The following is a 22,780-nucleotide window of genomic DNA, read 5'->3' as shown; positions in this document are numbered from 1 at the left end:
TCCAAAAACGTCTTCCATCCCATCCTTGAATCGACTCAAGTCCCACGGAGTCCGATATGTTCGTCTGCACCGGTTATGCCGCGCAGAGCGCTGACACGCCGCTCGCGCCCTTTTCCTTCAACCGCCGCGATCCCGGCCCGACCGATGTCGAGATCGAGATCCTCTATTGCGGCGTCTGCCATTCCGACCTGCACACGGCGCGCGGCGAGTGGCCGGGCACGGTCTATCCCAATATTCCCGGCCACGAGATCGTCGGGCGCGTGCGCCGCGTCGGCGCCGATGTGAAGAGCTTCAAGGTCGGCGACTTGGCCGGCGTCGGTTGCCTGGTCGATTCCTGCCGCACCTGTGCGAACTGTGTCGAAGGTCTCGAGCAATATTGCCTCGTCGGCGCGACCGGCACCTACAATGCGCCGGACAAGCACACGGGCGGCGTCACCTATGGCGGCTATTCTAAGGCGGTCGTCGTCGACGAGGCCTTCGTGCTGCGCCTGCCGGAAAATCTCGATCTCGCGGCCGTCGCGCCGCTCCTCTGTGCGGGCATCACGACCTATTCGCCGCTGCGCCACTGGAAGGCCGGTCCCGGCAAGACGGTGGGCGTGGTCGGGCTCGGCGGCCTCGGCCATATGGCGGTGAAGCTGGCGCGGGCCATGGGCGCCGAAGTCGTGATGTTCACGACCTCGGAGAGCAAGCGCGCGGATGCCGAGCGGCTCGGCGCGCATCACGTCGTCGTGACGCGCGATCCTGAGGCGCTGAAGGCCTGGGGCGGCAAGCTCGACCTGATCATCGACGCGGTCTCGGCCGAGCACGACATCAACGCCTATCTCGTGCTGTTGAAGCGCGACGGGACGCTGGTGCAGGTCGGCGCGCCGCCGGCGCCGCTACCGGTGCATGTCTCGAACCTGATCTTCGGGCGCCGCTCCTTCGCGGGCTCGCTGATCGGCGGCATTCCCGAGACGCAGGAAATGCTCGATTTCTGCGGCAAGCACGGCATCACTGCCGATATCGAGATGATCCCGATCGACAAGATCAACGAAGCTTATGACCGCATGCTGAAGAGCGACGTCAAGTATCGCTTCGTGATCGACATGGCGACCCTGCCGGCCGCCGCATAAGACCGCATCGGCGGCGTCAGCGGCGTCGGCCCATGAGGTTGACGAGCGCGACGCCGCCGATCGCCATCGCGCCGCCGGCAAGACCGAGCGGCGTCGGGATCTCGCCGAGCCAGACGAAGCCGATCAGCGTCGCGGTCGGCGCGATCAAATAGAGGAAGTTGGAGGCGCGCGCGGCCGCGAAGGTCTTGAGCGCGACCGCCCAGGTCAGATAGCCGATCACGGTCGGGAAGACCGCGAGATAGAGGATCGCCGCGCCCACATCCGCCGGGGCGCGCGAGAGCGCATCGAGCGTATCCGGCACGGCCGGCAGCAGCGGCAGCGCGCCGATCAGCAGGATCCAGGCCGTGACGACGATCGCCGGCATGCGGCCGAGCAGCGGCTTCTGTACGATTGTCGAGATCGACGTGCAGAGCGCCGCCCCGAGGATCAGCAGCACGCCCGGATCGAAGCCGAAGGCCTCGCCGCTGCCGACGGCGATCAGCCCGACGCCGGCGAAGGAGACGGCCGTGCCGATCCAGCCCCAGAGCCCGAAGCGCTCGCCGAGCAGCGGCAGCGCGACCAGCGCCACGATGATCGGATTGACCTGGATGATGAAGGCGGCGGGGCCGGCGGCGACGGTGCGCTCGCCCGTATTCAGCAGCACGGCATAGGCCGCGATGAAGAGCGGGCCGATGATCGCGAGCCGCAGCAGGTCGCGCGGGGCGGGCAGGGGCGGGCGGGCGATCGCCAGATAGAGCCCGGCGGGAATGGCAGCGGTCAGATAGCGCGCGGCGGCGAGCTCCACCGGCGTCAGATGCTGGAGCCCGACCCGGATCGCCGCGAAGGCCGAGGCCCAGGTGATGATGGTGACGAGAATGGCGCCATAGCCGATGGCCGCGCGGCGGTCGCGCGCTTGGGGCGTCACAGCATGGCTCATGCTTCGGATCCTCCGGCGAGCGTCTTGATAGACGCTCGGCATCGTCGACGCAAAGGCCTGCTGCCGGCCCGGAAAGCAAAAGGCCGCCCGGAGGCGGCCTTTCGAACTCAGCGGCTGAAAGAAATCAGCGCGAATAGAACTCGACGACGAGGTTCGGTTCCATGTGCACCGGATAGGGCACATCGGCGAGGCCGGGAACGCGGGCGAACTTCGCGGTCATCTTGTGATGATCGACTTCGATATAGTCCGGCACGTCGCGCTCGGCGAGCTGCGTCGCCTCGATGACCATGGCGAGCTGCTTCGAGGTATCCTTGACCTCGATCAGGTCGCCGACCTTCACCGAGTAGCTCGGGATGGTGACGCGGCGGCCATTGACCTTGATGTGGCCGTGCGAGACGAACTGGCGCGCGGCGAAGACGGTCGGCACGAACTTGGCGCGGTAGACGACCGCATCGAGACGGCACTCGAGCAGGCCGACGAGGCTCTCGGACGAATCGCCCTTCCGGCGCGTCGCCTCGGCATAGATCTTCCGGAACTGCTTCTCGGAGATGTTGCCGTAATAGCCCTTGAGCTTCTGCTTGGCGCGGAGCTGGGTGCCGTAGTCGGACACCTTGCCCTTGCGACGCTGGCCGTGCTGGCCCGGGCCGTATTCGCGCTTGTTGACCGGGGACTTCGGACGGCCCCAGAGGTTTTCGCCAAGACGGCGGTCGATCTTGTGTTTGGACGAAGCACGCTTCGACATCGCATATCCCTTGAGGATAGAGTTTCAGGGACACGCGCCCTCCTCTGTCCACCCATGGGGGGCGAACCGACAGGACCAGGCCGAAGCCTCATCCGCGGGTGCGTGAAATGACAGGCGGGGCCCGAAGGACCCGCTTGCCACGGGCGCTCTCATAGGCGGGATGCTTCGCCATGTCAATGAAAGCGCGGCCGGGCAGACGCCGCATGGTTTTTTTCCACGGCCTTGTCCATTGCGGCGGGCGCTCGCGCGTCATTGGGTTGGCGGCGCATGATGCCTCGCCTGAAGCTCGGGAGAAAAGACGATGCAATATCTGCTCATGCTCTATTTCGACGACACGGCCTGGCCGCAGATGACGCCGGAGCAGCAGAAGGAGGGCGAGGCGGCCTATATGGCCTATACGCAGGCGCTCGCCGATTCCGGCGCGCTGGTCGGCGCCAATCGCCTTCAGCCGAGCCGTTCGGCCACGACGGTTCGCCTCGTCGACGGCAAGCCGCAGGTGCTCGACGGCCCCTTCGCCGATTCGAAGGAGCAGGTCGGCGGCTATTACCTGATCGAGGCGGCCGATCTCGACGCGGCGCTCGCCTGGGCCGCGCGCTGCCCGACGACGGGTCACGGCGTCGTCGAGGTCCGGCCGGTCTGGCCGACAATGTAGGGGAGGGCGGGGCGATGGGACGGCTCTCGGTCTTCAACCAGGTCACGGTCGACGGCTATTTCGCGGATGCGGGCGGCGACATGAGCTGGGCCAAGGCCTCGCGCGACGCCGAGTTCGACGCCTTCATCGCCGGCAATGCGTCCGGCGGCGGGCGGCTGCTCTTCGGCCGCGTGACTTATGAGATGATGGCTGGCTATTGGCCGACGCCCTTCGCCGCGCAGGAGTTCCCCGTCGTCGCGGCGCGGATGAACGCGATGCCGAAGACAGTGTTCTCCCGCACGCTCCAGCGGGCGGACTGGTCCGGCACGCGCCTCGTCGCGGGCGATCTCGTCGGCGAGGTCGCCCGCCTCAAGGCCGAGCCCGACGATCTCGCCGTGCTCGGCAGCGGCAGCCTCGTCGTCCAGCTCGCCGAGGCCGGGCTGATCGACGAGTTCCAGATCGTCGTCTTCCCGCTGGTGCTCGGCAGCGGGCGGACCATGTTCGACGGGCTGAAGCGGCGGCTCGCGCTTGAGACGATCGATGTCCGCCGCTTCGGCAATGGCTGCCTCTTCGTGCGCTACCGGCCGGTGCCGGCTTGAACGGCGAGGCGCGGCGGCTGGCGGAGGCGGTGGCGCGGCGGAGCTATTCCCGCCTCGTCGCGCTCCTCGCCGCGCGCTCGCGCGATGTCGCCGCGGCCGAGGACGCGCTCGCCGATGCCTTCGCCGCCGCGCTCGACGACTGGCCGGCGCGCGGCGCGCCCGACAATCCGGAGGCCTGGCTGATGACGGCGGCGCGACGGAAGATGACGGACGCCGCGCGGCGGCGGCAGACGGGCGAAGCCTTCGCCGCTGCGTTCCGCGACCTCGCCGACGAGATCGACACCGCCGATCCCGCCGCCATTCCGGACCGGCGGCTCGCGCTGCTCTTCGCCGTCGCCCATCCCGCGCTCGATGCCGATCTGCATGCGCCGTTGATGCTGCAGGTCGTGCTCGCCCTCGACGCGAAGCGCATCGCTTCCGCCTTTCTCACCTCGCCCGCCGCCATGGCGAAGCGGCTTGTCCGCGCCAAGGCGAAGATCCGCGAGGCCGGCATTCCCTTCGAGATCCCCGACCGCGCGGCGATGCCGGAACGGCTCGATGCCGTGCTCGCCGCCATCTATGCGGCGTTCTCCGAAGGGTGGGGCGATCCGGAAGCCGGTGGGCGTGACCTGACCGGCGAGGCGGTCTTCCTCGCGCGGATCGTCGCCGAACTGCTGCCACAAGAGGCCGAAGCGCTCGGGCTCGTCGCGCTGCTGCTGCATGTCGATGCCCGCCAGGCGGCGCGGCGCACGGAGGCGGGCGACTATGTCCCGCTCTCCGAGCAGGACCCGGCGCGCTGGAATGCGGATGCGATCAACGAGGCCGAGGCGCTGCTGCGTCGCGCCGCCGCGCTGGGACAGATTGGCCGCTACCAACTGGAGGCGGCGCTGCAGTCGGCGCATGTCGCGCGGCGTCTCTCGGGCCGCGACAATGGGGATGCGGTGCTCCGTCTCTATGACGCGCTCATCCGCGTCGCGCCGTCGCCCGTCGTCGCGGTCAACCGCGCCCTCGCGCTCGCCGAGGTCGAGGGCCCGGCCGCCGGCCTCGCCGCACTCGCGGCGCTGGATGGCGATCCGCGGCTTGCGCAATATCAGCCCTATTGGGCTGCCCGGGCCGAACTCCTCGCCCGCACGGACGCACGCGAGGAGGCCGCATCCGCTTTCGACCGCGCCATCGGCCTTGCGAGCGATCCGGCCGTGCGGCGCTTTCTCCAGCGGCGGCGGGAAACGCTGCGCTGCCCGGAAGAGCCAGCCGCGGACGGCTGGACTCGTCCTGGCCCGCGCTAGGGGTACTGACCGTCGCTTTTCGGCGGAACGGCCTTCGGCGCCCACCAGGGGAAGGGCCATGGCACGGGCACGCCTTGTCCCGGAGGCGGCGGTTCTTCCTGCCGGGGCGTGAGGCCGGCGATCCTGGCTTCGAGCCTGTTCGTCGAGGCGTGGACGCGCACACCGATGACCCAGTGCGGCACCAGCAAGGACTCGACGACCCGGATTCGCGTGAAAACCTGCAGGGCGAGGCCTGTCGGTACGTCGGCAAGAAAGCTGACGTCCAGGATGCCGTCTCGCGGTGGCATGACGTAAATGTGCGGACTGAGTGCCGGGTGGCTCCAGCCCGTCGTCGGAACCCATCCATGCGCCGTGATGGAAATTGCGCGCGGATTTTCAGGGATCACGAGCAGTTCTTCGACATCAACCTTCTCGACTGAATAGACCAGGGATTGCATGATCTCCTCCCGAGACTGCAAGGCCGTTCACTGACGGCCGCAGCCAGAAGGCTCCTGGCTTCAGGTATAGTCAATCATGGGTTGTGATATGGCTGCGCCTACAGGCGTGATTCGCGGAGGTCTCATTCCGGAATCGTGTCCGCGTGTGGGTGCGACCCCTCCTGTCGCCCTGTTTGGCACCTACATGGTGTGGCCAGCCACAGATCCGGACGCCCGCCTATGCCGACACTCGCCGATACGCCGCTTTCCGTTCTCGACCTCGCGCCGGTCCGCCAGGGCGGCACGATTTCGGATGCCTTCGTCAATTCGGTGGCGCTCGCGCGTCACGTCGAGGCGCTCGGCTACAAGCGCTTCTGGCTGGCCGAGCATCACAATATGCCCGGCATCGCATCCTCAGCGACGGCGGTCCTGATCGGCCATATCGCCGGCGCGACATCGACCATCCGCGTCGGTTCGGGCGGTGTCATGCTGCCGAACCATGCGCCGATCATCATCGCCGAGCAGTTCGGCACGCTGGAGGCGCTTTATCCCGGCCGCATCGACCTCGGCCTCGGTCGCGCGCCGGGAACGGACCCGCTGACGACGCGGGCGCTGCGCCGTGACCTCGCCGACGACGAAAACGCCTTCCCGCGCAATGTGCAGGAGTTGCTGGCGCTGCTCGCGCCCGCCGGCGAATTGCAGCGCGTCCGGGCGGTGCCGGGCTCGGGCTCGAACGTGCCGGTCTGGCTGCTCGGCTCCTCGACCTTCTCGGCGCAGCTTTCCGGCATGCTCGGCCTGCCCTTCGCCTTCGCGAGCCATTTCGCGCCGCAGCGGCTCATGGAGGCGATCGAGGTGCATCGCCACTTCTTCAAGCCGTCCGAATATCTCGACAAGCCGCATGTCATGGTCGGCCTGCCGGTGATCGCCGCCGAATCCGACGAGCGGGCGAACTATCTGGCCACCACGACCTTCCAGCGCCTGATCAATCTCGTCCGCGGCCGGCCGACCGTGCTCGTCCCGCCCGTTGAAAGCATGGACGGCCTCTGGGACGAACGCGAAGAGGCCTATGTCGGCACGCATCTCGGCGTCGCGGTCATCGGCGGCCCCGAAACGGTCAAGCGCCGGCTGGAGGATTTCGTCCAGCAAACCGGCGCGGACGAGCTGATCATCACCTCCGACTTCTATGACCCGGTCGACCGCCTCCGCTCGTTCGAGATCATCATGGAAGCGAAGAACGGGTAGGGCGCCGGGGAAGCGACGCTGGATTTGCCTGGTTCCGCGCTGAGGCAGGGGCGGGACGTGGTTCCGGCGAGATCGGCGCTCCATGTCCGGCCTTCCTCCTTGCTAGCTCTCCCCCAAGGGGGAGAGGGCAGGGGCGGTGGCCATCATCGACTCTGAGTCAATGCGATAGCGGCTGACGTACAAGTCGGGAGGCGATTCCCTCACTTTCGTGGGGAGGGCTATCGCCCGCGGGATGGTCGGGCGTGATCCTGACCTTTCTTAACCTCCCCCTGAGGGGGAGGTCGACGACCGCAGGCCGGCGGGAGAGTGTTTAGGGAACCCTCCGGAGAGGCCGTAAACCCTCTCCCGGCGCTCCGCGCCGACCTCTCCCTCAGGGAGAGGTGAAGAGGGGAGTTCGGCGCGATGGCTCGCCCTTGAGGGGATGAGAGTTGCAGTCCTGCCGATGACTGGGCCGTGATGGTGCGTTCACCGTGCTGGCCACAATACCGCGCCGCGCGACAACGCTCCGGGAGACGGTCCGCGCACAAAAAAGCCGGCGCCCCTTGAGGCGCCGGCTCTGTTGCTTCATGCGATCGCGTCTTACGGCATCACGCAGCGATACTGCCGGCCGTCATAGCCGGTAAAGGTGCCCGTTGCCGGGTTGAAGCTGCGATAGCGCTGTGAGCAATAAGCGACATAGTCGTTGCCATAGCGCTGCTGGTTGGCTGAGCCGGCGATCGCCGCGCCGAGGGCGAGGCCGAGAACGCCGGCCGCCAGGGCCGCGTTGGGATTGCCGTAGTAATTGCCGCCGTAATAGCCCGGGCCACGCCAGCCATAATAGCGATGGCCGCGGGGATAGTTGTAATAGCGCGGACCGGGTCCACCCGGGCCTCGCCAACCGGGGCCACCCCGGCCGGGGCCGCCCCAGCCCTGACCGCGCGGCGGTCCATCCCATTGCGCAACCTGGTAGGAACCGTCGGGCAATGCCACGCTTGCAGCCTGTGCCGTGGTCGGCACGGCCGCCATCGAAGCCGCGACCATCGCGGCCGAGATCGCTCCAATGATCGGTGTCTTGAACATATGGGACCCTTTCTTCTGTTCGACCGCGCGCCAAGGCGGGGATTGCCAAGCTTTTGGAAACTCGGCCAGATCGCCGCGACGCTGGTGTCGCCGTCCGCTTGCAGAAAGAACGGGCGAGGCGGAGGAAGGTTCCGGATGCGGATCGTCAGGGTCGGCGCGAACGCGAAAAGGCCCGCGCCGGTCGCCCGGGCGGGCCTCTCGTCGGAAGAGAGATCGATCGACGATCAGGCGGTCTGCGCGACCGCGATGCCCTTCTCGGTGAAATAGGCCTGGATCTCGCCAGCCTGGAACATCTCGCGCACGATATCGCAGCCGCCGACGAACTCGCCCTTCACATAGAGCTGGGGAATGGTCGGCCAGTTGGAATAGGTCTTGATGCCCTGACGGATCTCGGGATCGGCGAGCACATTGATGCCCTTATAGTCGACGCCGAGGTAATCGAGGATCTGCACGACCTGGCCCGAGAAGCCGCACTGCGGGAAGGCCGGGGTGCCCTTCATGAAGAGCACGACGTCGTTGGACTTCACCTCGCTGTCGATGAAGCTCTCAATATCGCTCATTGTGGGGTGTCCTTGCGTTGTCCGGTTCAAGGCCGGGAACGGAAACATGGAAACTAGGTAAGCGCTCGTCATCGTCCTGTCGAGAGCGCTGCACCTCGATCAGGGCGACAAGACGGCAAAGGGATTTCAGTCCGGCGCACTCGTCTGCAGCGCCAGCGCATGCAGCGTGCCGCCCATATTGCCCTTGAGCGCGGCATAGACCATCTGGTGCTGCTGCACGCGGTTCTTGCCGCGGAACTGCTCGGAGACCACCTCCGCCGCATAATGATCGCCATCACCGGCGAGGTCGCGGATCACGACCTTGGCGTCGGGCAGGGCCGACTTGATGAGGCTCTCGATGTCGCGCGCATGCATCGGCATGTCATGTCCCCTGGACCGTTGCGGCCCTTCGCGGCCGGCGAGTCAGAGTTCGCCGGCCATGAAAGCCGGAAACCAATTCTCATGGGCTTCCGTGAGCTTTGCAACCGATATGGCTGCGATATCCGCGATTGCAAGGTCCGTGCCGCCGACCGTGCCGAGCCGGGTCACCGCAACGCCGGCCGCCGCTGCCGCCGCTTCGATCGCGGTGACGCCATCGGGCCGTGCCGTCATGACATAACGCGCCTGATCCTCGCCGAAGAGATAGGCATGCTTCGCCGCGATGCCCTCGGGCAGGCGAATCGCCGCGCCGATGCCGCCGGCCATGGCCATCTCGGCGAGCGTCGCCGCGAGGCCGCCATCGGAAACGTCGTGGCAGGCCGTCACCTCGCCGCCGCGGATCAGGCCGCGCACCAGATCGCCGGCGCGCCGCTCCGTCGTGAGGTCGACCGGCGGCGGGGCGCCTTCCTCGCGGCCGAGGATCTCGCGCAGATAGATTGACTGGCCGAGATGCGTTCCGGCCTCGCCGATCAGCAGAACCACGTCGCCCGCCTGCTTGAAGGCGACCGTTGCCATCACCGAGAGATCCGGCAGCAGGCCGACGCCGCCGATCGCCGGGGTCGGAAGGATGCCGACGCCGCTGGTCTCGTTGTAGAGCGAGACGTTGCCCGAGACGATCGGGAAGTCGAGCGCCCGGCAGGCCGCGCCGATGCCCTCGATGGCGCCGACGAACTGGCCCATGATCTCCGGCTTCTCGGGATTGCCGAAATTCAGGTTGTCGGTCGCCGCCAGCGGCTCCGCGCCGACCGCGGTCAGGTTGCGCCAGCATTCGGCGATCGCCTGCTTGCCGCCCTCGAAGGGATCGGCCTCGCAATAGCGCGGGCTGACATCGAGCGAGAAGGCGAGGGCCTTCTTCTCGTGACCCTCGACGCGGACCACCGCGGCATCGCCGCCGGGGCGCTGCGCGGTGTTGCCCTGGATCAGGTGATCATACTGCTCCCACACCCAGCGGCGCGACGCCATGTCGGGCGAACCGACGATCTTCAGCAGCGCCGCGGCATAGTCGTTCGGCTCGGCGACGTCTTCGGCCGCGAGTTTCGCCAATGGCGGCTTGCGGGCGAAGGGGCGGTCATATTCCGGCGCCTGGTCGCCGAGATCCTTGATCGGCAGGTCGGCGACGACATCGCCATGCCGCAGGATGCGGAAGCGGAGGTCGTCGGTCGTGTAGCCGACGATCGCGAAATCGAGCCCGAACTTGCGGAAAATCGCCTCGGCCTCGGCCTCCTGCTCGGGGCGGAGCACCATGAGCATGCGCTCCTGGCTCTCCGAAAGCATCATCTCATAGGCGCTCATGCCCTCCTCGCGGCAGGGCACCTTGTCGAGGTCGAGCTCGATGCCGAGATCGCCCTTGGCGCCCATCTCGACCGCCGAGCAGGTGAGGCCGGCCGCGCCCATGTCCTGGATCGCGATGACCGCGCCGGTGGCCATCAGTTCGAGGCAGGCTTCCAGCAGCAGCTTCTCGGAGAAGGGATCGCCGACCTGGACCGTCGGGCGCTTTTCCTCAATGGATTCATCGAATTCGGCCGAAGCCATGGTCGCGCCGCCGACGCCGTCGCGCCCCGTCTTGGAGCCGAGATAGACGACCGGCAGGCCGACGCCCTCGGCCTTCGAATAGAAGATCCGGTCCGCGCGGGCGAGGCCGGCCGCGAAGGCGTTGACGAGGATGTTGCCATTGTAGCGCGGGTGGAAATTCACCTCGCCGCCCACGGTCGGCACGCCGAAGGAATTGCCATAGCCGCCGACGCCGGAAACGACGCCCGACACGAGATGGCGCGTCTTGGGATGATCGGCCGCGCCGAAGCGCAGCGCATTCATCGCCGCGATCGGCCGCGCGCCCATGGTGAAGACGTCGCGCAAGATGCCGCCGACACCGGTCGCCGCGCCCTGATAGGGCTCGATGAAGGACGGATGGTTGTGGCTCTCCATTTTGAAAACAATGGCTTCGCCGTCATCGATGTCGACTACGCCAGCATTTTCGCCGGGGCCGCAAATGACGCGCGGCCCGGTGGTCGGCAGCGTACGGAGCCACTTCTTCGAGGATTTGTACGAGCAGTGCTCGTTCCACATCGCCGAGAAGATGCCGAGCTCGGTCAATGTCGGCGTCCGGCCGATCAGGTCCAGGATGCGCTGGTACTCGTCAGGCTTCAGGCCATGGCTGGCGACGAGTTCGGGCGTGATCGGCGTGTCGTTCGGAAGCACGGGATACCTCGGACGTGGCGATGCAGCATGCGATAGTGCGCGAAGCGGCCTCTGTAAATGGCCCGAAGAGACTCTTCGCCGATTGCGCCTGCCGAGTTGCCCGGCTTAGATCGCCCTCTCGTTGCCGGAGAGATCGCCTTGCAGTTCAATCACGTCGCCAATCGCGTCGCCGAGACGCATTTCGAAACGGTCGTCGCGCTCTTCCGCGATCAGCTCGGCTTCGTCGAGCTGCGCCGCAACGCCCGCGCGATCTGGATGCGGCAGCCCGGCGCCAATATCGACCTGCAGTTCTCGCGCGTCGCCGCCTCGCGCGACGACCCGGAGCGGGAGCGCTCGCAGGTTTCGTTCCTGAGCGAGACGCCGCGGCAAGATCTTGAAAAGCTTGCGGAATGGCTGGGCTCGAAGGGCCTCGTCGCCACGGTCGGCGCCTATTCCGACCGCGAATTCTACCTCGACGCGCCCGACGCCCTGGTCGACTTCGTCATCGAGGCGATGCGGCCGGAACTCGCCGACTATCCGGTCAAGGTCTGAGCCTCAGGCGGCGAGCAGGCTCTCGAAGAGCGGGCGCCCATCGAGACCGCCATTCAGCGGCTCGATCAGGTTCTCCGGATGCGGCATCATGCCGAGAACATTGCGTTTCTCGGACAGGATACCGGCAATGTCGTCGATCGAGCCGTTCGGATTGCCGACATAGCGGAACGCGATCCGGTCCTCGCCCTTGAGGCGGGCCAGCGTCTCGTCATCGGCGCGGTAGTTGCCGTCGCCATGCGCCACGGGCGAGCGGATCACCGCGCCCTTGTCGTAGCGGGCGGTAAAGGCCGAATCGGTCGTCTCGACGCGCAGCTTCACTTCCTTGCAGATGAATTTGAGGCCGGCATTGCGCATGAGCACGCCCGGCAGCAGACCCGCCTCGCAGAGGATCTGGAAGCCGTTGCAGACGCCGAGCACCGCGACCCCGCGTTCCGCCTCGCGGCGAATCGCGTCCATGATCGGCTCGCGCGCCGCGATCGCGCCGGAGCGCAGATAGTCGCCATAAGAGAAGCCGCCGGGAATGACGATCAGGTCGACCTTCGGCAGGTCATGATCGCCATGCCAGACGACGGCCGGACGATGCCCGCCGACCTTCTCGAGCGCGGCGACCATATCCCGTTCGCGATTGGAGCCGGGGAAGACGACGACGGCTGATTTCACGTCAGGTCTCCTCAGCCCACGATCTCGACGCGATAGTTCTCGATGACGGTATTGGCCAGCAGCTTCGCGGCCATGGCCTCGAGTTCCGCTTTCGCCTTGCCGGCGTCGGTCTCCGCCACTTCGATGTCGAAGACCTTGCCCTGGCGGACGCTGGCGACGCCGGCGAAGCCGAGCGATCCGAGCGCGCCCTCGATCGCCTTGCCCTGCGGATCGAGGACGCCATTCTTCAAGGTGACGGTGACGCGGGCTTTCATGGGCATCCTGTCGGCGAGTTTCCAGTCGGCAATCGGTTCCCGCGTCATAGGACGGACATCGCCGGAAGGAAAGTGCGGACTCTATCCCGGACGGCGAAAATCGCCGCTCTTGAAGGCCTTGGCCAGATTCGCACGAGCCAGGCTGGGGGATTCGCCCACCGAAGAAAGAATGAACATCCTTCCTCCTTGTACGATCAGCATGATCGCGACATCGACATCCTGGTAGACGCCTATCATGTGCACTGCCGTATAGTCGGCCGTCTTCGTTTTTCTCACCTCGGTGAATTTCCAGCCGCCGTATTGCCCATCATAAGCATAGAGCAGCATATCGTTCACGAACGCACGGATATTGACGTAGGGCTTGTTAAGTCTGTCTTCCGTGTCGGAAAGGACCTTTGTCCGGACCAAGCCGACGATCGCTATCCCGCCACAGGCCGGCACGTCGCAGCTATATTCGATGCCCTGGAAAGTCTTCTTTGCTTTCCATCCTTCGCCGCTCATCGCAATCGTCGGTTCCGCGCGTGCCGCAGCAGCGAATCCGGAGCCAAGGAGACTGGCCAAGAAGACAAGCGATATCAGTCGAAACAGCGTCATGAGCCCCCGCATCCGCTGGTTGAATCGGCGTCACGCTAGTTGCGCGGCGGGGCGCTGTCGAGAGGCAAACAAAAAGGGCGGCGATGATGATCGCCGCCCTTGATGATGTTCGAGCCGTTTGGCTGGCTTACTGCACCAGAACCGGGCCGCCGCCTTGCGGGCGCTCGGGCTCGATCAGGATGCCGAGACGGCGCGCGACTTCCTGATAGGCCTCGACGAGGCCGCCCATGTCGCGGCGGAAGCGATCCTTGTCCAGCTTGTTCTGGGTTGCCACGTCCCAGAGCCGGCAGCTGTCCGGCGAAATCTCGTCGGCGACGACGATGCGCATCATGTCGCCTTCCCAGAGCCGGCCGCACTCGATCTTGAAATCGACGAGCTGGATTCCGGCGCCGAGGAAGAGGCCGGAGAGGAAGTCGTTGACGCGGATGGCAAGCGCCATGATGTCGTCGATTTCCTGCGGCGTCGCCCAGCCGAAGGCCGTGATATGCTCCTCGGAGACCATCGGATCGTCGAGCGCATCGGCCTTGTAGTAGAACTCGATGATCGAGCGCGGAAGGACAGTGCCTTCCTCGAGTCCGAGGCGCTTTGCCAGAGATCCGGCAGCGATGTTGCGCACCACGATCTCGAGCGGAATGATCTCGACTTCGCGGATCAACTGCTCGCGCATGTTGAGCCGGCGGATGAAATGCGTGGGAATGCCCATCCGATTGAGATGCGTGAAGATGTGCTCGGAGATCCGATTGTTGAGCACACCCTTGCCGTCCACGATCTCGTGCTTTTTCTTGTTGAAGGCGGTGGCGTCGTCTTTGAAGAACTGAATCAGCGTGCCGGGCTCGGGTCCTTCGAAGAGAATCTTGCCCTTGCCCTCATAGATGCGCCGACGGCGGTTCATGGGCACATACCGTGGTTTGAGGAAGTCCATATGGCCGGGGTTCCAATATATCGGGATTCGCCGCGGCGAAACTATCGCGTTCAGTCCGGGGGCCGTTCGCGCGGCGAGAACCTACTCGATCGCACGTCAATTCACAACGTTCGATGCTGCGACGCTTTCCGCCGCGGCCCCGCCGTCGCCGTGCTGCTCCCCAATGACGTATCGGACGTTGATTTGGTGAATCCTGCACGATATGCAAGGGCCGGCCGGCGAGAGCCCTGAAACCACCGGAGAAAATGCTCATGACGACGTTCGACAAGCGCGAGGACGCCTTCGAGAACCGCTTCGCCCTCGACGAGGAGCTGAAGTTCCGGGCCGCTGCGCGCCGCAACAAGCAACTCGGGCTCTGGGCTGCCGGCCTGCTCGGCAAGAGCGGCGACGCTGCCGAGGCCTATGTCAGCGAGGTCGTTTCCGCCGACTTCGAAGAGCAGGGTGACGAGGACGTGTTCCGCAAGATCCGCCAGGATTTCGACGCTGCCGGCGTCGCGCAGTCTGACCACCAGATCCGCCGGACGATGGACGAGCTGCTCGCCAAGGCGATCGAACAGATCCGTACCGAAGGCTGACGCGATCGGCGCAATCATGGCCGCTGAAACGCTCGTATCGCTTCTCGCCGGGGAGCCCTGCCGGTTCTCGGCGTGGGTGGCCATGCCCGAGCCGCTGGTCGCCGAGGCTTCCGCACGCGCGGGCTTTGATTGCGTCACGCTCGACATGCAGCATGGATTGCATGATCCCGCGAGCGTGATGCGCTGCATCGGTGCCGTCGCGCTCGCCGGCAAGCCTGCGGTGGTGCGCATTCCCGTCGGCGACTTCGCGATGGCGAGCCGTGCGCTCGATATGGGCGCGGCTGCCGTGATCGCGCCGATGATCAACTCGGTCGCCGATGCGCACGCCTTCGCCAGGGCGATGAAATATCCGCCGATCGGCGAACGGAGCTGGGGCCCGGTTCGGGCGATGCAGCTTGCAGGCGCGACCGATCCGGTCGCCTATCTGCGTGGCGCCAACGGTCAGACGCTCGCCTTCGCCATGATCGAGACGCGCGAAGCGATGGCACTGGTCGACGAAATCCTGGCCGTGCAGGGCATCGACGGCATCTTCGTCGGTCCGTCCGACCTCTCCATCGCGCTCGCGAATGGTGGTTCGGTCGATCCGCTGCGCGCCGACAATGTCGAGGCCATCGGCGCGATTCTCGCCGCGGTGAAGGCGGCGGGCAAGTTTGCCGCGACCTATGCCATCACCGGAGCGCAGGCCCGCGGCTATGCCGCGCTCGGCTTCGATCTGGTGGCGATCGGCAGCGACGGCGGATACTTGCGTGCCGGCGCCAGTGCCATGCTGGCGGAAGCGGGCGCGCAATAGTTCGCCGGCTTTGCCGCGCTTCAAGCGTGGCGCTATTCTCTCCCCGGGGGCGAATCGCACTTCAAGGGGTTGAGGAAATGCAGAAGGCTCTCGCCGAGTTCATCGGTACATTCACGCTCGTATTCTTCGGCTGCGGCGCCGCAGTCATCGCAGGACCGGCCATTGCCGGCGCGACGACTGTCGGCGTCCTCGGCATTGCTTTCGCGTTCGGCCTCGCCATCGTCGCAATGGCCTATGCGATCGGCCCGATCTCCGGCTGCCACGTCAATCCGGCCGTCAGCCTCGGCGCGCTGATTGCGGGCCGCATGTCGGCCGGTGACTTCGTCACCTATGTGATCGCACAGATCCTCGGTGCGATCGTCGGCACGCTTGTGCTCTATCTGATCATGACCGGCAAGGCATCGGGCTGGACCGGCGGGCTCGGCGCCAATGGCTGGGGCCCCGGCTATCTCGGCGAATACAATGTCGTCTCGGCCTTCGTCTTCGAGACGGTCGCGACCTTCATCTTCCTCGTCGTCATCCTCGGTGTCACCCACAAGCTGGTGCCGCATCACTTCGCGGGCCTCGCCATCGGCCTGACGCTCACGATGATCCATATCGTCGGCATCAACGTCACCGGCGTCTCGGTCAATCCGGCACGCTCGATCGGGCCGGCGCTGTTCTCGGGTGGGGCCGCGATCTCGCAGCTCTGGCTGTTCATCGTGGCGCCGCTGCTCGGCGCAGCGATCGCCGGTTTCGTCTATCGCGCGGCGATCCTCTACGGCGGCGAGACCTGAGTCGGTCGAACTTTTCCCACGAACAAGGGAGCCCGCCGAAAGGCGGGCTCTTTGCATTTTCGAGACAAGAGAACGTTCAGTTCTTGGCGAGTTCGGCTTCGATCGCCGCGACGACGGCCGCATCCTCGGGAACGGTCTTCGGCGAGAAGCGGGCGGCGACCTTGCCGTCGCGCCCGATCAGGAACTTCTCGAAGTTCCAGCTGATGTCCTCGTCGCCTGCCAGCGCGTCATAGAGCGGATGGCGGTCGTCGCCCTTCACCGAGATCTTGGCGAACATCGGGAAATCGACGCCATAGGTCGAGCGGCAGAACTCGAGGATCTCGTCATTGCCGCCCGGCTCCTGGCCCGCGAAATTGTTGGCCGGGAAGCCGATAACGGTCAGGCCGCGGTCTTTGTATTTGGCGTAGAGCGCTTCGAGCCCGTCATATTGCGGGGTCAGGCCGCATTTGGAGGCGACGTTGACGACGAGAAGGACGCGGCCGGCATAGTCGGCGAGCGTCGCCTCGCTGCCGTCGATCCGCTTCAGGGGGATTGCGTAGAGAGAGGCGGTCATGGGGGTTCCTGTTCGCTGCCTGGGCATTGAACATAGGCTGCCCCCCGACCGCCGCAAGCCTCGTCAGGCCTCGCCGAACACCCGGCGGAAGATCGTATCGACATGCTTGGTGTGATAGCCGAGGTCGAACTTCTCCTCGAGCTCGGCCTCGGAGAGCGCCGCGCGCACATCCGGATCGGCCTTGAGCTCGGTCAGGAAGTCGGCGCCCTTTTCCCAGACCTTCATGGCATTGCGCTGCACGAGCGCATAGGCGTCCTCGCGCGACACGCCCTTCTGGGTCAGTGCGAGCAGCACGCGCTGCGAATGGACGAGGCCGCCGAGACGGTCGAGGTTCCTCTGCATGTTCTCGGGATAGACCATGAGCTTCTCGATCACGCCGGCGAGACGGGCGAGCGCGAAATCGAGCGTCACGGTCGCATCCGGGCCGATCATGCGCTCGACCGAGGAATGCGAGATGTCCCGCTCATGCCAGAGCGCGACGTTCTCCATGGCCGGCACGACCATGCCGCGCACGAGACGCGCGAGCCCGGTGAGGTTCTCGGTCAGAACCGGGTTGCGCTTGTGCGGCATGGCCGACGAGCCCTTCTGGCCCGGCGAGAAATATTCCTCGACCTCGAGCACTTCCGTGCGCTGGAGATGGCGAATTTCCGTCGCGAGGCGCTCGATCGACGAGGCGACCACGCCGAGAGTCGCGAAGAACATGGCATGGCGGTCGCGCGGGATGACCTGCGTCGAGACCGGCTCGACCTTGAGGCCGAGCGCCGCGGCGACATGCTCCTCGACTGCCGGGTCGATATTGGCGAACGAGCCGACCGCGCCGGAGATCGCGACCGTTCCGATCTCGTCGCGCGCCGCGACGAGGCGGGCGCGGTTGCGATCGAATTCGGCATAGGCCTGGGCGAGCTTGACGCCGAAGGTCGTCGGCTCGGCGTGGATACCATGGCTGCGACCGATCGTGACCGTGTCGCGATGCTCGTAGGCGCGGGCCTTCAGCGCGGCAAGCAGGCGATCGACATCGGCGATCAGGATGTCGGCCGCGCGCACGAGCTGGATGTTGAGGCAGGTGTCGAGGACGTCGGACGAGGTCATGCCCTGGTGCACGAAGCGCGCATCCTCGCCGACGATCTCGGCGAGATGCGTCAGGAAGGCGATGACGTCATGCTTGGTCACGCGCTCGATCTCGTCGATGCGATCGATGTCGAACGTGGCGGCGCCACCCTTTTCCCAGACCGTCTTCGCCGCCTCTGCCGGCACGGTCCCGAGCTTCGCGAGCGCGTCGAGCGCATGCGCCTCGATCTCGAACCAGATCCGGAACTTCGTCTCCGGCGACCAGATCGCCGTCATCTCGGGGCGCGAATAGCGCGGGATCATGGAAGGCACCTCATCTCTGTCGCGGCCCGTCTAACAGAGCGAAGGCGAGGGGACAATCACCGACTGTCAGGCCGGCGCATGCCCACGGACCGCGTCGATGTTGCGCGCATAGTCGGCTGCTCCTCCCTTGAAGACCGCGGAGCCCGCGACGAGCACGTCGGCGCCGGCTGCGATCACGGCGGGGGCGGTCTCGGGCGAGATGCCGCCATCGACCTCGATCCGGATGTTCCGTCCGGCGATCATGGTCTTGATGCGCGCGATCTTGTCGACCGCGGCGGGGATGAAGGATTGACCGCCGAAGCCCGGATTGACGCTCATCACCAGTACGAGGTCGATATCATCCAGCACATAGGCGATCGCGTCTTCCGGCGTCGCCGGATTGATGGCCACGCCGGCCCGTTTGCCGAGCGAGCGAATCGCCTGCAGCGAGCGATGCAGATGCGGGCCGGCCTCGGCATGCACCGTCATGCCGTCGGCGCCAGCTTCCGCGAAGGCCTCGAGATAGGGGTCGGCCGGGGCGATCATGAGGTGGACGTCGAAGAACTTCGTCGATACCGGCCGCAGGGCAGCGATCACCGGTGGACCGAAGGTGATGTTGGGCACGAAATGCCCGTCCATGACGTCGAGATGGATCCAGTCCGCTCCGGCGGCGTCGATGGCGCGCACTTCTTCGGCGAGACGCGAGAAGTCGGAGGAGAGGATGGACGGGGCGATCAGGGGGCGCTGCGTCATGGCGGGCGGTCTCCGGCTGGTCGTGTCGATGGGCGGCCCTAACACGGCGGGAAGGCGACGGCAATTGCGGTTGTCGCTCCGCCTCGGCAAACTCCGCTCCGCCATGCGCGGGGCATAGGCGCGGGCGTTGGTCTTCGCTAAGAGTTCAACATGGAAAAGTTCGATACCATCGTGCTCGGCGCGGGAATCGTCGGCGTCTCGGCGGCGATCCATCTTCTGAGGCGCAACCGGTCGGTGCTCCTCATCGACAAGGCGCCGCCCGGGGAGGCGACCTCCTACGGCAACTCCGGCGTCATCGAGCGTGAGGGCTTCTACCCGATCGTTTTCCCGCGGCAGCTCAGCGAACTCACCGGGGTCGCGCGGAACAACCAGACGCGCCTGCACTACAATGCCCGCTTCCTGCCGAAGATCGCGCCGTGGCTGCTTCAGCTCCGTGCCGCCTCGTCGGAGGCCGGCATCGAGGCCTATGCGGAGAGTATGAACCCGATCCTCTCGCATGCGGCGGCCGAGCACGGCACGCTGGCGGGCAAGGGCAGGGCGGTCGAGTTCTATCGCGGCACCGGGTGGCTGCGCGGCTACCGCACCGCGCAGAGCTTCGAGGCCGGCACCCGACGGCAGCTGGCGCTCGCCGATCGTTTCGGCGTCCGCTACCAGATCCTGAGCGCGCATGAGATCTCGGACCTCGAACCCGACCTGTCACCGGTGTTCGAACGGGCCATCCTGTGGCCCGACACGGTCTCCGTCTCCAGCCCCGGCGGCGTCACCAAGGCGTTCGCGCGCCTGTTCGAGCTGATGGGCGGCTCGCTCTCCACGGGCGACGGGCGCACGCTGCGCCGCGAGGGCGACCTCTGGGCGGTCGATCACAAGAGCGGGGTCGCCAGCGCGCCAGACGTGGTCGTCGCCATGGGGCCGTGGTCAATGGATCTGCTGCGCCCGCTCGGCTACCGTTTCCCCTTTGCCGTGAAGCGTGGCTACCACATGCACTTCAAGCCGCGCGGCGACGCGGCGCTGGATCGCCCGGTGGTCGATGTCGATCATGGCTATGTCCTGACGCCGATGCGGCAGGGCTATCGCATCACGTCGGGCATCGAGTTCGACGATCGCGATGCTCCGCCGACGCCGGTGCAGATCGAGCGGATCCTGCCGCAGGCGCGCGCGATCTTCCCGCTCGGCGACGCGATCGAGCGCGAACCCTGGATGGGCGCGCGGCCCTGCTTCCCGGACTCGATGCCGATCGTCGGGCCCGCGCCGCGCCATCCGGGCCTGTGGCTCGATTTCGGCCACGGCCATCTCGGCTTCACCCTCGGGCCGGCGACGGGGCGGCTGATCGCAGAGCTCATCACGCGCGAAATGCCGTTCGTCGATCCCGATCCGTTCCGGGCGACGCGCTTTCGGGGTTGATCACTCGAGCAGGACGGGTTTGCCGTCCTGCCAGCGATAGACGCTGAAGCCAGGGATTCTGGTGCTGCCATTGTCCCAGAAATCGACCTTCCCGATCACCGAAGGGAAGCTGCCGTCCTGAAGTGTAGCGGCGATCGAGGCGGCGTCCTTGGCGGGCGCGCTGCTCCGCGCCGCCAGCCAGACCTCGAGGGCTGCATAGGATGGCAGGACCAGGCCCACGGGCTCGGTGCCGCTGGCGCGGAAGGCCGCGACCACGTCCCTGGCTTCGTCGCCCAAGCGGAAATCGGTGAAGAAGGTGAAGAGCAACCCTTCGGCCGCATCACCCGCGAGATCGAGAAACTGGTTCGTCCCGATCGTGTCGGGACCTATGACGATTATCGCTGAATTCGCGGCGCGCAGCGCCTTGGCGATCAGCGCGATGTCGCCCTGATAGCCGGCCAGAAAGACCACATCGGTCGCGTCGTCGATGAGGCGGGCGGCAAGGGCGTTGTAGTCCTTCGCGCCGGCGTCATAGGTTTCGCGGCGGAGCGCCGTGACGCCCTCGCGTTTCAGAGCCGCGGCCGCGCCATCGGCAATAGGCTTGCCATAGGGCGAGCCGTCATCGAGGACGGCGATGCGCTTCCTTGGATAGGTTTTGGCGATATATCCGCCCGCGACATAGCCTTGGGCCCGGTCCGTCGTCGCGATGCGGAAGATGGTCGGGCCGGCGCGTCGGTCGGTGAGCGAGTCGGCGCTCACACCCGGCGAGATGAAGAGAATCCCGTTCTGGGCATAGACCGCCGCCGCGGCCTCGGCAGCAGCGGCGCAGACATAGCCGATGACCAGAACGTCGCCACGGCCCGCGGCCCGGTTCGCCGCGGCCGCCGCGGTTTCCGCCTTGCAGCCGTCGTCCTCGACATCGAGCACGAGCTTCTCGCCATCGACGCCGCCACGCGCATTGATGTCGTCGACCGCCTTCTGCACGCCGGCGCGCATCTGCTGGCCGAGCACCTGGAACTGGCCCGACAGCGGCGCCATCACGGCGATCCGGATATCGGCGGAGGCAGGCAGTGCCAGCGTGGCCGCGAGGAGGAGGACTGAGAGGCGGAGCATGCGCGAGGCCGTGTTTGACGGGGGAGCCGACGCCGATCATGCCCGGCATGGCCGCAAAAGAAAACGCCCGCCCCGGGGAGGGGCGGGCGTCGATGGGAAGCGGCCCAGATTAGAGCTGCTTGTAGTCGAGCTTGCCGTCGGCGTCCTTCACCCACGAATAGACGACGTAGTCGGCGGTGGTGCGGTCACCCTTGCCGTCGAAGGAGAGCTCGCCGAGCACCGTCTTCCAGGGGCCGCCCGACTTGATGACTTCGGCGACCTTCTGCGGATCGGTGGTACCGGCCTTGGCGATCGCCTGGGCGATGACCTGGACGCCGGCATAGGCGTAGAGCGTGTAGGCTTCCGGCTCGAAGCCCGAAGCGCGGAACTTCTCGACGACGGCCTTCGCGTCGGGATTGAGGCGCGGATCCGGACCGAAGGTCATGAGCGTGCCATCGGCCGCCGGACCGGCGATCGAGGCGAACTCGCGGTCGGTGATGCCGTCGCCCGAGAAGAGCACGGCCTTCAGGCCCTGCTCGGCAGCCTGACGCACGATCAGGCCGGCTTCCTGATGCAGGCCACCGTAGTAGATGACCTCGACGCCCGCCGACTTCATCTTGGAGATGAGCGCCGAGAAGTCCTTGTCGCCGACATTGATGCCTTCGTAGACGACTTCCGTCACGCCGCCGGCATTGACCGTCTTCTTCGTCTCATCCGCGAGGCCCTGACCATAGGGGGTCTTGTCGTGGATGATGGCGAGCTTCTTGCCCTTCAGGCTGTCGAGGATGTACTTGCCCGCGACAGCGCCCTGCTGGTCGTCACGACCGCAGACGCGGAAGGTGTTCCAGAGATCGCGCTCCGTGAACTTCGGATTGGTCGAAGCCGGCGTGATCTGCAGGATGCCGTTTTCGACATAGACTTCAGACGCCGGGATCGAGACACCCGAGTTGAAGTGACCGATGACATAGGTGACGCCGTCGCCCACGAACTTGTTGGCGATCGAGACACCCTGCTTGGGATCCGACACGTCGTCGCCGAGCTCGACGACGAACTTGGAGCCGTTGACGCCGCCGGCGGCATTGATGTCGGCGACGGCCTGCTCAGCGCCCTTCTGGAGCTGAGCACCGAAGGCCGCATTCGCACCGGTCAGCGGTCCGGCGACACCGAGCTTGATGTCGTCGGCATGAGCAGCGCCCGCAAAGGCCAATCCCGCTGCAAGCACGAGACCGGTCATCAGGGATTTCTTCATAGATTGTCTCCCGTTTTTACTGGAAGTCTGGCCTTTCCAGGCCTATCGGCGAATGAGAAGCGCGCCTTATCGATCATCTTGCCGATTTTACGGTGCCTGTCATCCGGATTCATGTTTGTGCCGGACGCCGGTGACATCACCGA

Annotated in this window: 26 protein-coding genes; 10 read left to right on the top strand and 16 right to left on the bottom strand. The window is 66.2% G+C overall.

The window, feature by feature from the left end:
* The first annotated feature begins 56 nt into the window (after window positions 1-56).
* Window positions 57-1,112, top strand: coding sequence for an NAD(P)-dependent alcohol dehydrogenase (locus GGR25_RS19045; protein WP_183400459.1), 1,056 nt, complete (start codon window positions 57-59; stop codon window positions 1,110-1,112).
* 16 nt (window positions 1,113-1,128) lie between these two features.
* On the opposite strand, the gene GGR25_RS19040 is transcribed toward GGR25_RS19045, so the two are convergent.
* Together GGR25_RS19040 and rpsD are read right to left on the bottom strand one after the other, a co-directional pair.
* A complete protein-coding gene (locus tag GGR25_RS19040; protein ID WP_183400458.1) occupies window positions 1,129-2,028 on the bottom strand; it encodes a DMT family transporter in 900 nt (299 codons plus the stop codon).
* Window positions 2,029-2,152: 124 nt separating this feature from the next.
* Window positions 2,153-2,770 (bottom strand): 30S ribosomal protein S4, encoded by a 618-nt coding sequence (rpsD, locus tag GGR25_RS19035; RefSeq protein WP_183400457.1) that lies wholly within the window; start codon window positions 2,768-2,770, stop codon window positions 2,153-2,155.
* A 301-nt stretch (window positions 2,771-3,071) separates the two neighbouring features.
* Here rpsD and GGR25_RS19030 point away from each other — a divergent pair, with 301 nt between their 5' ends.
* Genes GGR25_RS19030 through GGR25_RS19020 form a run of 3 tightly spaced genes read left to right on the top strand, consistent with a single transcriptional unit; the run spans window position 3,072 to window position 5,265 of the window.
* The gene (locus GGR25_RS19030; protein ID WP_183400456.1) at window positions 3,072-3,422 is read left to right on the top strand and encodes a YciI family protein; all 351 of its coding nucleotides are present in this window, start codon (window positions 3,072-3,074) and stop codon (window positions 3,420-3,422) included.
* A gap of 14 nt (window positions 3,423-3,436) precedes the next feature.
* Window positions 3,437-4,000 carry a dihydrofolate reductase family protein gene (locus tag GGR25_RS19025; RefSeq protein ID WP_183400455.1) on the top strand — a complete coding sequence of 188 codons (564 nt, stop codon included), beginning with the start codon at window positions 3,437-3,439 and terminating at the stop codon, window positions 3,998-4,000.
* Window positions 3,997-5,265: an RNA polymerase sigma factor gene (locus GGR25_RS19020; protein WP_210300023.1), complete on the top strand. Its 1,269-nt coding sequence runs from the start codon at window positions 3,997-3,999 to the stop codon at window positions 5,263-5,265. Before GGR25_RS19025 ends, GGR25_RS19020 begins: the two co-directional genes overlap by 4 nt.
* Here GGR25_RS19020 and GGR25_RS19015 read toward each other — a convergent pair.
* Window positions 5,262-5,702, bottom strand: a complete 441-nt coding sequence (locus GGR25_RS19015; protein ID WP_183400454.1) for a hypothetical protein — start codon at window positions 5,700-5,702, stop codon at window positions 5,262-5,264. The genes GGR25_RS19020 and GGR25_RS19015 overlap by 4 nt on opposite strands.
* Window positions 5,703-5,921: 219 nt before the next feature.
* Between GGR25_RS19015 and GGR25_RS19010 the strand changes: the two genes are divergently transcribed.
* The gene (locus GGR25_RS19010; RefSeq protein ID WP_183400453.1) at window positions 5,922-6,923 is read left to right on the top strand and encodes an LLM class flavin-dependent oxidoreductase; all 1,002 of its coding nucleotides are present in this window, start codon (window positions 5,922-5,924) and stop codon (window positions 6,921-6,923) included.
* 579 nt (window positions 6,924-7,502) lie between these two features.
* Here GGR25_RS19010 and GGR25_RS19005 read toward each other — a convergent pair.
* The 4 genes from GGR25_RS19005 to purL all read right to left on the bottom strand — a co-directional run bounded on the left by GGR25_RS19005 (window position 7,503) and on the right by purL (window position 11,158).
* Window positions 7,503-7,982: a BA14K family protein gene (locus GGR25_RS19005; RefSeq protein ID WP_183400452.1), complete on the bottom strand. Its 480-nt coding sequence runs from the start codon at window positions 7,980-7,982 to the stop codon at window positions 7,503-7,505.
* Between the two features lie 224 nt (window positions 7,983-8,206).
* Window positions 8,207-8,542, bottom strand: coding sequence for a Grx4 family monothiol glutaredoxin (grxD, locus tag GGR25_RS19000; protein WP_183400451.1), 336 nt, complete (start codon window positions 8,540-8,542; stop codon window positions 8,207-8,209).
* Between the two features lie 126 nt (window positions 8,543-8,668).
* Window positions 8,669-8,902, bottom strand: coding sequence for a BolA family protein (locus GGR25_RS18995; protein ID WP_183400450.1), 234 nt, complete (start codon window positions 8,900-8,902; stop codon window positions 8,669-8,671).
* Between the two features lie 42 nt (window positions 8,903-8,944).
* Window positions 8,945-11,158 (bottom strand): phosphoribosylformylglycinamidine synthase subunit PurL, encoded by a 2,214-nt coding sequence (gene purL, locus GGR25_RS18990; RefSeq protein WP_183400449.1) that lies wholly within the window; start codon window positions 11,156-11,158, stop codon window positions 8,945-8,947.
* A gap of 138 nt (window positions 11,159-11,296) precedes the next feature.
* On the opposite strand from purL, the gene GGR25_RS18985 reads away from it, so the two are divergent.
* Window positions 11,297-11,689 carry a hypothetical protein gene (locus tag GGR25_RS18985; protein ID WP_183400448.1) on the top strand — a complete coding sequence of 131 codons (393 nt, stop codon included), beginning with the start codon at window positions 11,297-11,299 and terminating at the stop codon, window positions 11,687-11,689.
* A gap of 3 nt (window positions 11,690-11,692) precedes the next feature.
* Here the strand turns inward: GGR25_RS18985 and purQ are convergent, their stop codons facing one another.
* From purQ to purC, 4 genes are all read right to left on the bottom strand, one after another.
* Window positions 11,693-12,349 carry a phosphoribosylformylglycinamidine synthase subunit PurQ gene (gene purQ, locus GGR25_RS18980; protein ID WP_183400447.1) on the bottom strand — a complete coding sequence of 219 codons (657 nt, stop codon included), beginning with the start codon at window positions 12,347-12,349 and terminating at the stop codon, window positions 11,693-11,695.
* Window positions 12,350-12,360: 11 nt separating this feature from the next.
* Window positions 12,361-12,603 carry a phosphoribosylformylglycinamidine synthase subunit PurS gene (gene purS, locus GGR25_RS18975; RefSeq protein WP_183400446.1) on the bottom strand — a complete coding sequence of 81 codons (243 nt, stop codon included), beginning with the start codon at window positions 12,601-12,603 and terminating at the stop codon, window positions 12,361-12,363.
* An 81-nt stretch (window positions 12,604-12,684) separates the two neighbouring features.
* On the bottom strand, window positions 12,685-13,197 hold the full coding sequence (locus GGR25_RS18970; RefSeq protein ID WP_183400445.1) for a hypothetical protein: 513 nt from the start codon (window positions 13,195-13,197) through the stop codon (window positions 12,685-12,687).
* A gap of 127 nt (window positions 13,198-13,324) precedes the next feature.
* The gene (gene purC, locus GGR25_RS18965; RefSeq protein WP_183400444.1) at window positions 13,325-14,089 is read right to left on the bottom strand and encodes a phosphoribosylaminoimidazolesuccinocarboxamide synthase; all 765 of its coding nucleotides are present in this window, start codon (window positions 14,087-14,089) and stop codon (window positions 13,325-13,327) included.
* A 281-nt stretch (window positions 14,090-14,370) separates the two neighbouring features.
* On the opposite strand from purC, the gene GGR25_RS18960 reads away from it, so the two are divergent.
* From GGR25_RS18960 to GGR25_RS18950, 3 genes are read left to right on the top strand one after another with little or no spacing between them, the layout of a single operon-like run.
* The gene (locus tag GGR25_RS18960; RefSeq protein WP_183400443.1) at window positions 14,371-14,694 is read left to right on the top strand and encodes a DUF1476 domain-containing protein; all 324 of its coding nucleotides are present in this window, start codon (window positions 14,371-14,373) and stop codon (window positions 14,692-14,694) included.
* A 16-nt stretch (window positions 14,695-14,710) separates the two neighbouring features.
* The gene (locus GGR25_RS18955; RefSeq protein WP_183400442.1) at window positions 14,711-15,484 is read left to right on the top strand and encodes an HpcH/HpaI aldolase family protein; all 774 of its coding nucleotides are present in this window, start codon (window positions 14,711-14,713) and stop codon (window positions 15,482-15,484) included.
* 53 nt (window positions 15,485-15,537) lie between these two features.
* Window positions 15,538-16,260 (top strand): MIP family channel protein, encoded by a 723-nt coding sequence (locus GGR25_RS18950; RefSeq protein ID WP_343068134.1) that lies wholly within the window; start codon window positions 15,538-15,540, stop codon window positions 16,258-16,260.
* A gap of 76 nt (window positions 16,261-16,336) precedes the next feature.
* Here GGR25_RS18950 and GGR25_RS18945 read toward each other — a convergent pair whose 3' ends face one another.
* The 3 genes from GGR25_RS18945 to rpe all read right to left on the bottom strand — a co-directional run bounded on the left by GGR25_RS18945 (window position 16,337) and on the right by rpe (window position 18,916).
* A complete protein-coding gene (locus GGR25_RS18945) occupies window positions 16,337-16,813 on the bottom strand; it encodes a glutathione peroxidase (RefSeq protein ID WP_183400440.1) in 477 nt (158 codons plus the stop codon).
* A 63-nt stretch (window positions 16,814-16,876) separates the two neighbouring features.
* Window positions 16,877-18,184, bottom strand: coding sequence for an adenylosuccinate lyase (gene purB, locus GGR25_RS18940; protein ID WP_183400439.1), 1,308 nt, complete (start codon window positions 18,182-18,184; stop codon window positions 16,877-16,879).
* A gap of 66 nt (window positions 18,185-18,250) precedes the next feature.
* Window positions 18,251-18,916 carry a ribulose-phosphate 3-epimerase gene (gene rpe / locus GGR25_RS18935; protein WP_183400438.1) on the bottom strand — a complete coding sequence of 222 codons (666 nt, stop codon included), beginning with the start codon at window positions 18,914-18,916 and terminating at the stop codon, window positions 18,251-18,253.
* A gap of 150 nt (window positions 18,917-19,066) precedes the next feature.
* On the opposite strand from rpe, the gene GGR25_RS18930 reads away from it, so the two are divergent.
* Window positions 19,067-20,317: an NAD(P)/FAD-dependent oxidoreductase gene (locus tag GGR25_RS18930; RefSeq protein ID WP_183400437.1), complete on the top strand. Its 1,251-nt coding sequence runs from the start codon at window positions 19,067-19,069 to the stop codon at window positions 20,315-20,317.
* Here the strand turns inward: GGR25_RS18930 and GGR25_RS18925 are convergent, their stop codons facing one another.
* On the bottom strand, window positions 20,318-21,409 hold the full coding sequence (locus tag GGR25_RS18925; protein WP_183400436.1) for a branched-chain amino acid ABC transporter substrate-binding protein: 1,092 nt from the start codon (window positions 21,407-21,409) through the stop codon (window positions 20,318-20,320).
* A gap of 109 nt (window positions 21,410-21,518) precedes the next feature.
* The gene (locus GGR25_RS18920; protein WP_183400435.1) at window positions 21,519-22,637 is read right to left on the bottom strand and encodes a branched-chain amino acid ABC transporter substrate-binding protein; all 1,119 of its coding nucleotides are present in this window, start codon (window positions 22,635-22,637) and stop codon (window positions 21,519-21,521) included.
* Window positions 22,638-22,780: the final 143 nt, after the last annotated feature.

The organism is Kaistia hirudinis (assembly GCF_014196455.1).
Taxonomy (GTDB): domain Bacteria; phylum Pseudomonadota; class Alphaproteobacteria; order Rhizobiales; family Kaistiaceae; genus Kaistia; species Kaistia hirudinis.
Note: the sequence above shows the minus strand (reverse complement) of the source record. Positions and strands in the feature narration are given on the sequence as shown.

What these genes read in the sequence shown, in the direction of transcription:
- GGR25_RS19005 (WP_183400452.1), bottom strand. Translation starts at nt 7,982, where the DNA reads ATGTTCAAGACACCGATCATTGGAGCGATCTCGGCCGCGATGGTCGCG.
- GGR25_RS18945 (WP_183400440.1), bottom strand. Translation starts at nt 16,813, where the DNA reads ATGACCGCCTCTCTCTACGCAATCCCCCTGAAGCGGATCGACGGCAGC.
- purC (WP_183400444.1), bottom strand. Translation starts at nt 14,089, where the DNA reads ATGAACCGCCGTCGGCGCATCTATGAGGGCAAGGGCAAGATTCTCTTC.
- GGR25_RS18930 (WP_183400437.1), top strand. Translation starts at nt 19,067, where the DNA reads ATGGAAAAGTTCGATACCATCGTGCTCGGCGCGGGAATCGTCGGCGTC.
- GGR25_RS18970 (WP_183400445.1), bottom strand. Translation starts at nt 13,197, where the DNA reads ATGACGCTGTTTCGACTGATATCGCTTGTCTTCTTGGCCAGTCTCCTT.
- GGR25_RS19025 (WP_183400455.1), top strand. Translation starts at nt 3,437, where the DNA reads ATGGGACGGCTCTCGGTCTTCAACCAGGTCACGGTCGACGGCTATTTC.
- GGR25_RS18955 (WP_183400442.1), top strand. Translation starts at nt 14,711, where the DNA reads ATGGCCGCTGAAACGCTCGTATCGCTTCTCGCCGGGGAGCCCTGCCGG.
- GGR25_RS19015 (WP_183400454.1), bottom strand. Translation starts at nt 5,702, where the DNA reads ATGCAATCCCTGGTCTATTCAGTCGAGAAGGTTGATGTCGAAGAACTG.
- purS (WP_183400446.1), bottom strand. Translation starts at nt 12,603, where the DNA reads ATGAAAGCCCGCGTCACCGTCACCTTGAAGAATGGCGTCCTCGATCCG.
- GGR25_RS18920 (WP_183400435.1), bottom strand. Translation starts at nt 22,637, where the DNA reads ATGAAGAAATCCCTGATGACCGGTCTCGTGCTTGCAGCGGGATTGGCC.
- GGR25_RS18960 (WP_183400443.1), top strand. Translation starts at nt 14,371, where the DNA reads ATGACGACGTTCGACAAGCGCGAGGACGCCTTCGAGAACCGCTTCGCC.
- GGR25_RS18925 (WP_183400436.1), bottom strand. Translation starts at nt 21,409, where the DNA reads ATGCTCCGCCTCTCAGTCCTCCTCCTCGCGGCCACGCTGGCACTGCCT.
- GGR25_RS19040 (WP_183400458.1), bottom strand. Translation starts at nt 2,028, where the DNA reads ATGAGCCATGCTGTGACGCCCCAAGCGCGCGACCGCCGCGCGGCCATC.
- rpsD (WP_183400457.1), bottom strand. Translation starts at nt 2,770, where the DNA reads ATGTCGAAGCGTGCTTCGTCCAAACACAAGATCGACCGCCGTCTTGGC.
- GGR25_RS18995 (WP_183400450.1), bottom strand. Translation starts at nt 8,902, where the DNA reads ATGCCGATGCATGCGCGCGACATCGAGAGCCTCATCAAGTCGGCCCTG.
- GGR25_RS19030 (WP_183400456.1), top strand. Translation starts at nt 3,072, where the DNA reads ATGCAATATCTGCTCATGCTCTATTTCGACGACACGGCCTGGCCGCAG.
- GGR25_RS19010 (WP_183400453.1), top strand. Translation starts at nt 5,922, where the DNA reads ATGCCGACACTCGCCGATACGCCGCTTTCCGTTCTCGACCTCGCGCCG.
- grxD (WP_183400451.1), bottom strand. Translation starts at nt 8,542, where the DNA reads ATGAGCGATATTGAGAGCTTCATCGACAGCGAGGTGAAGTCCAACGAC.
- purB (WP_183400439.1), bottom strand. Translation starts at nt 18,184, where the DNA reads ATGATCCCGCGCTATTCGCGCCCCGAGATGACGGCGATCTGGTCGCCG.
- rpe (WP_183400438.1), bottom strand. Translation starts at nt 18,916, where the DNA reads ATGACGCAGCGCCCCCTGATCGCCCCGTCCATCCTCTCCTCCGACTTC.
- GGR25_RS19045 (WP_183400459.1), top strand. Translation starts at nt 57, where the DNA reads ATGTTCGTCTGCACCGGTTATGCCGCGCAGAGCGCTGACACGCCGCTC.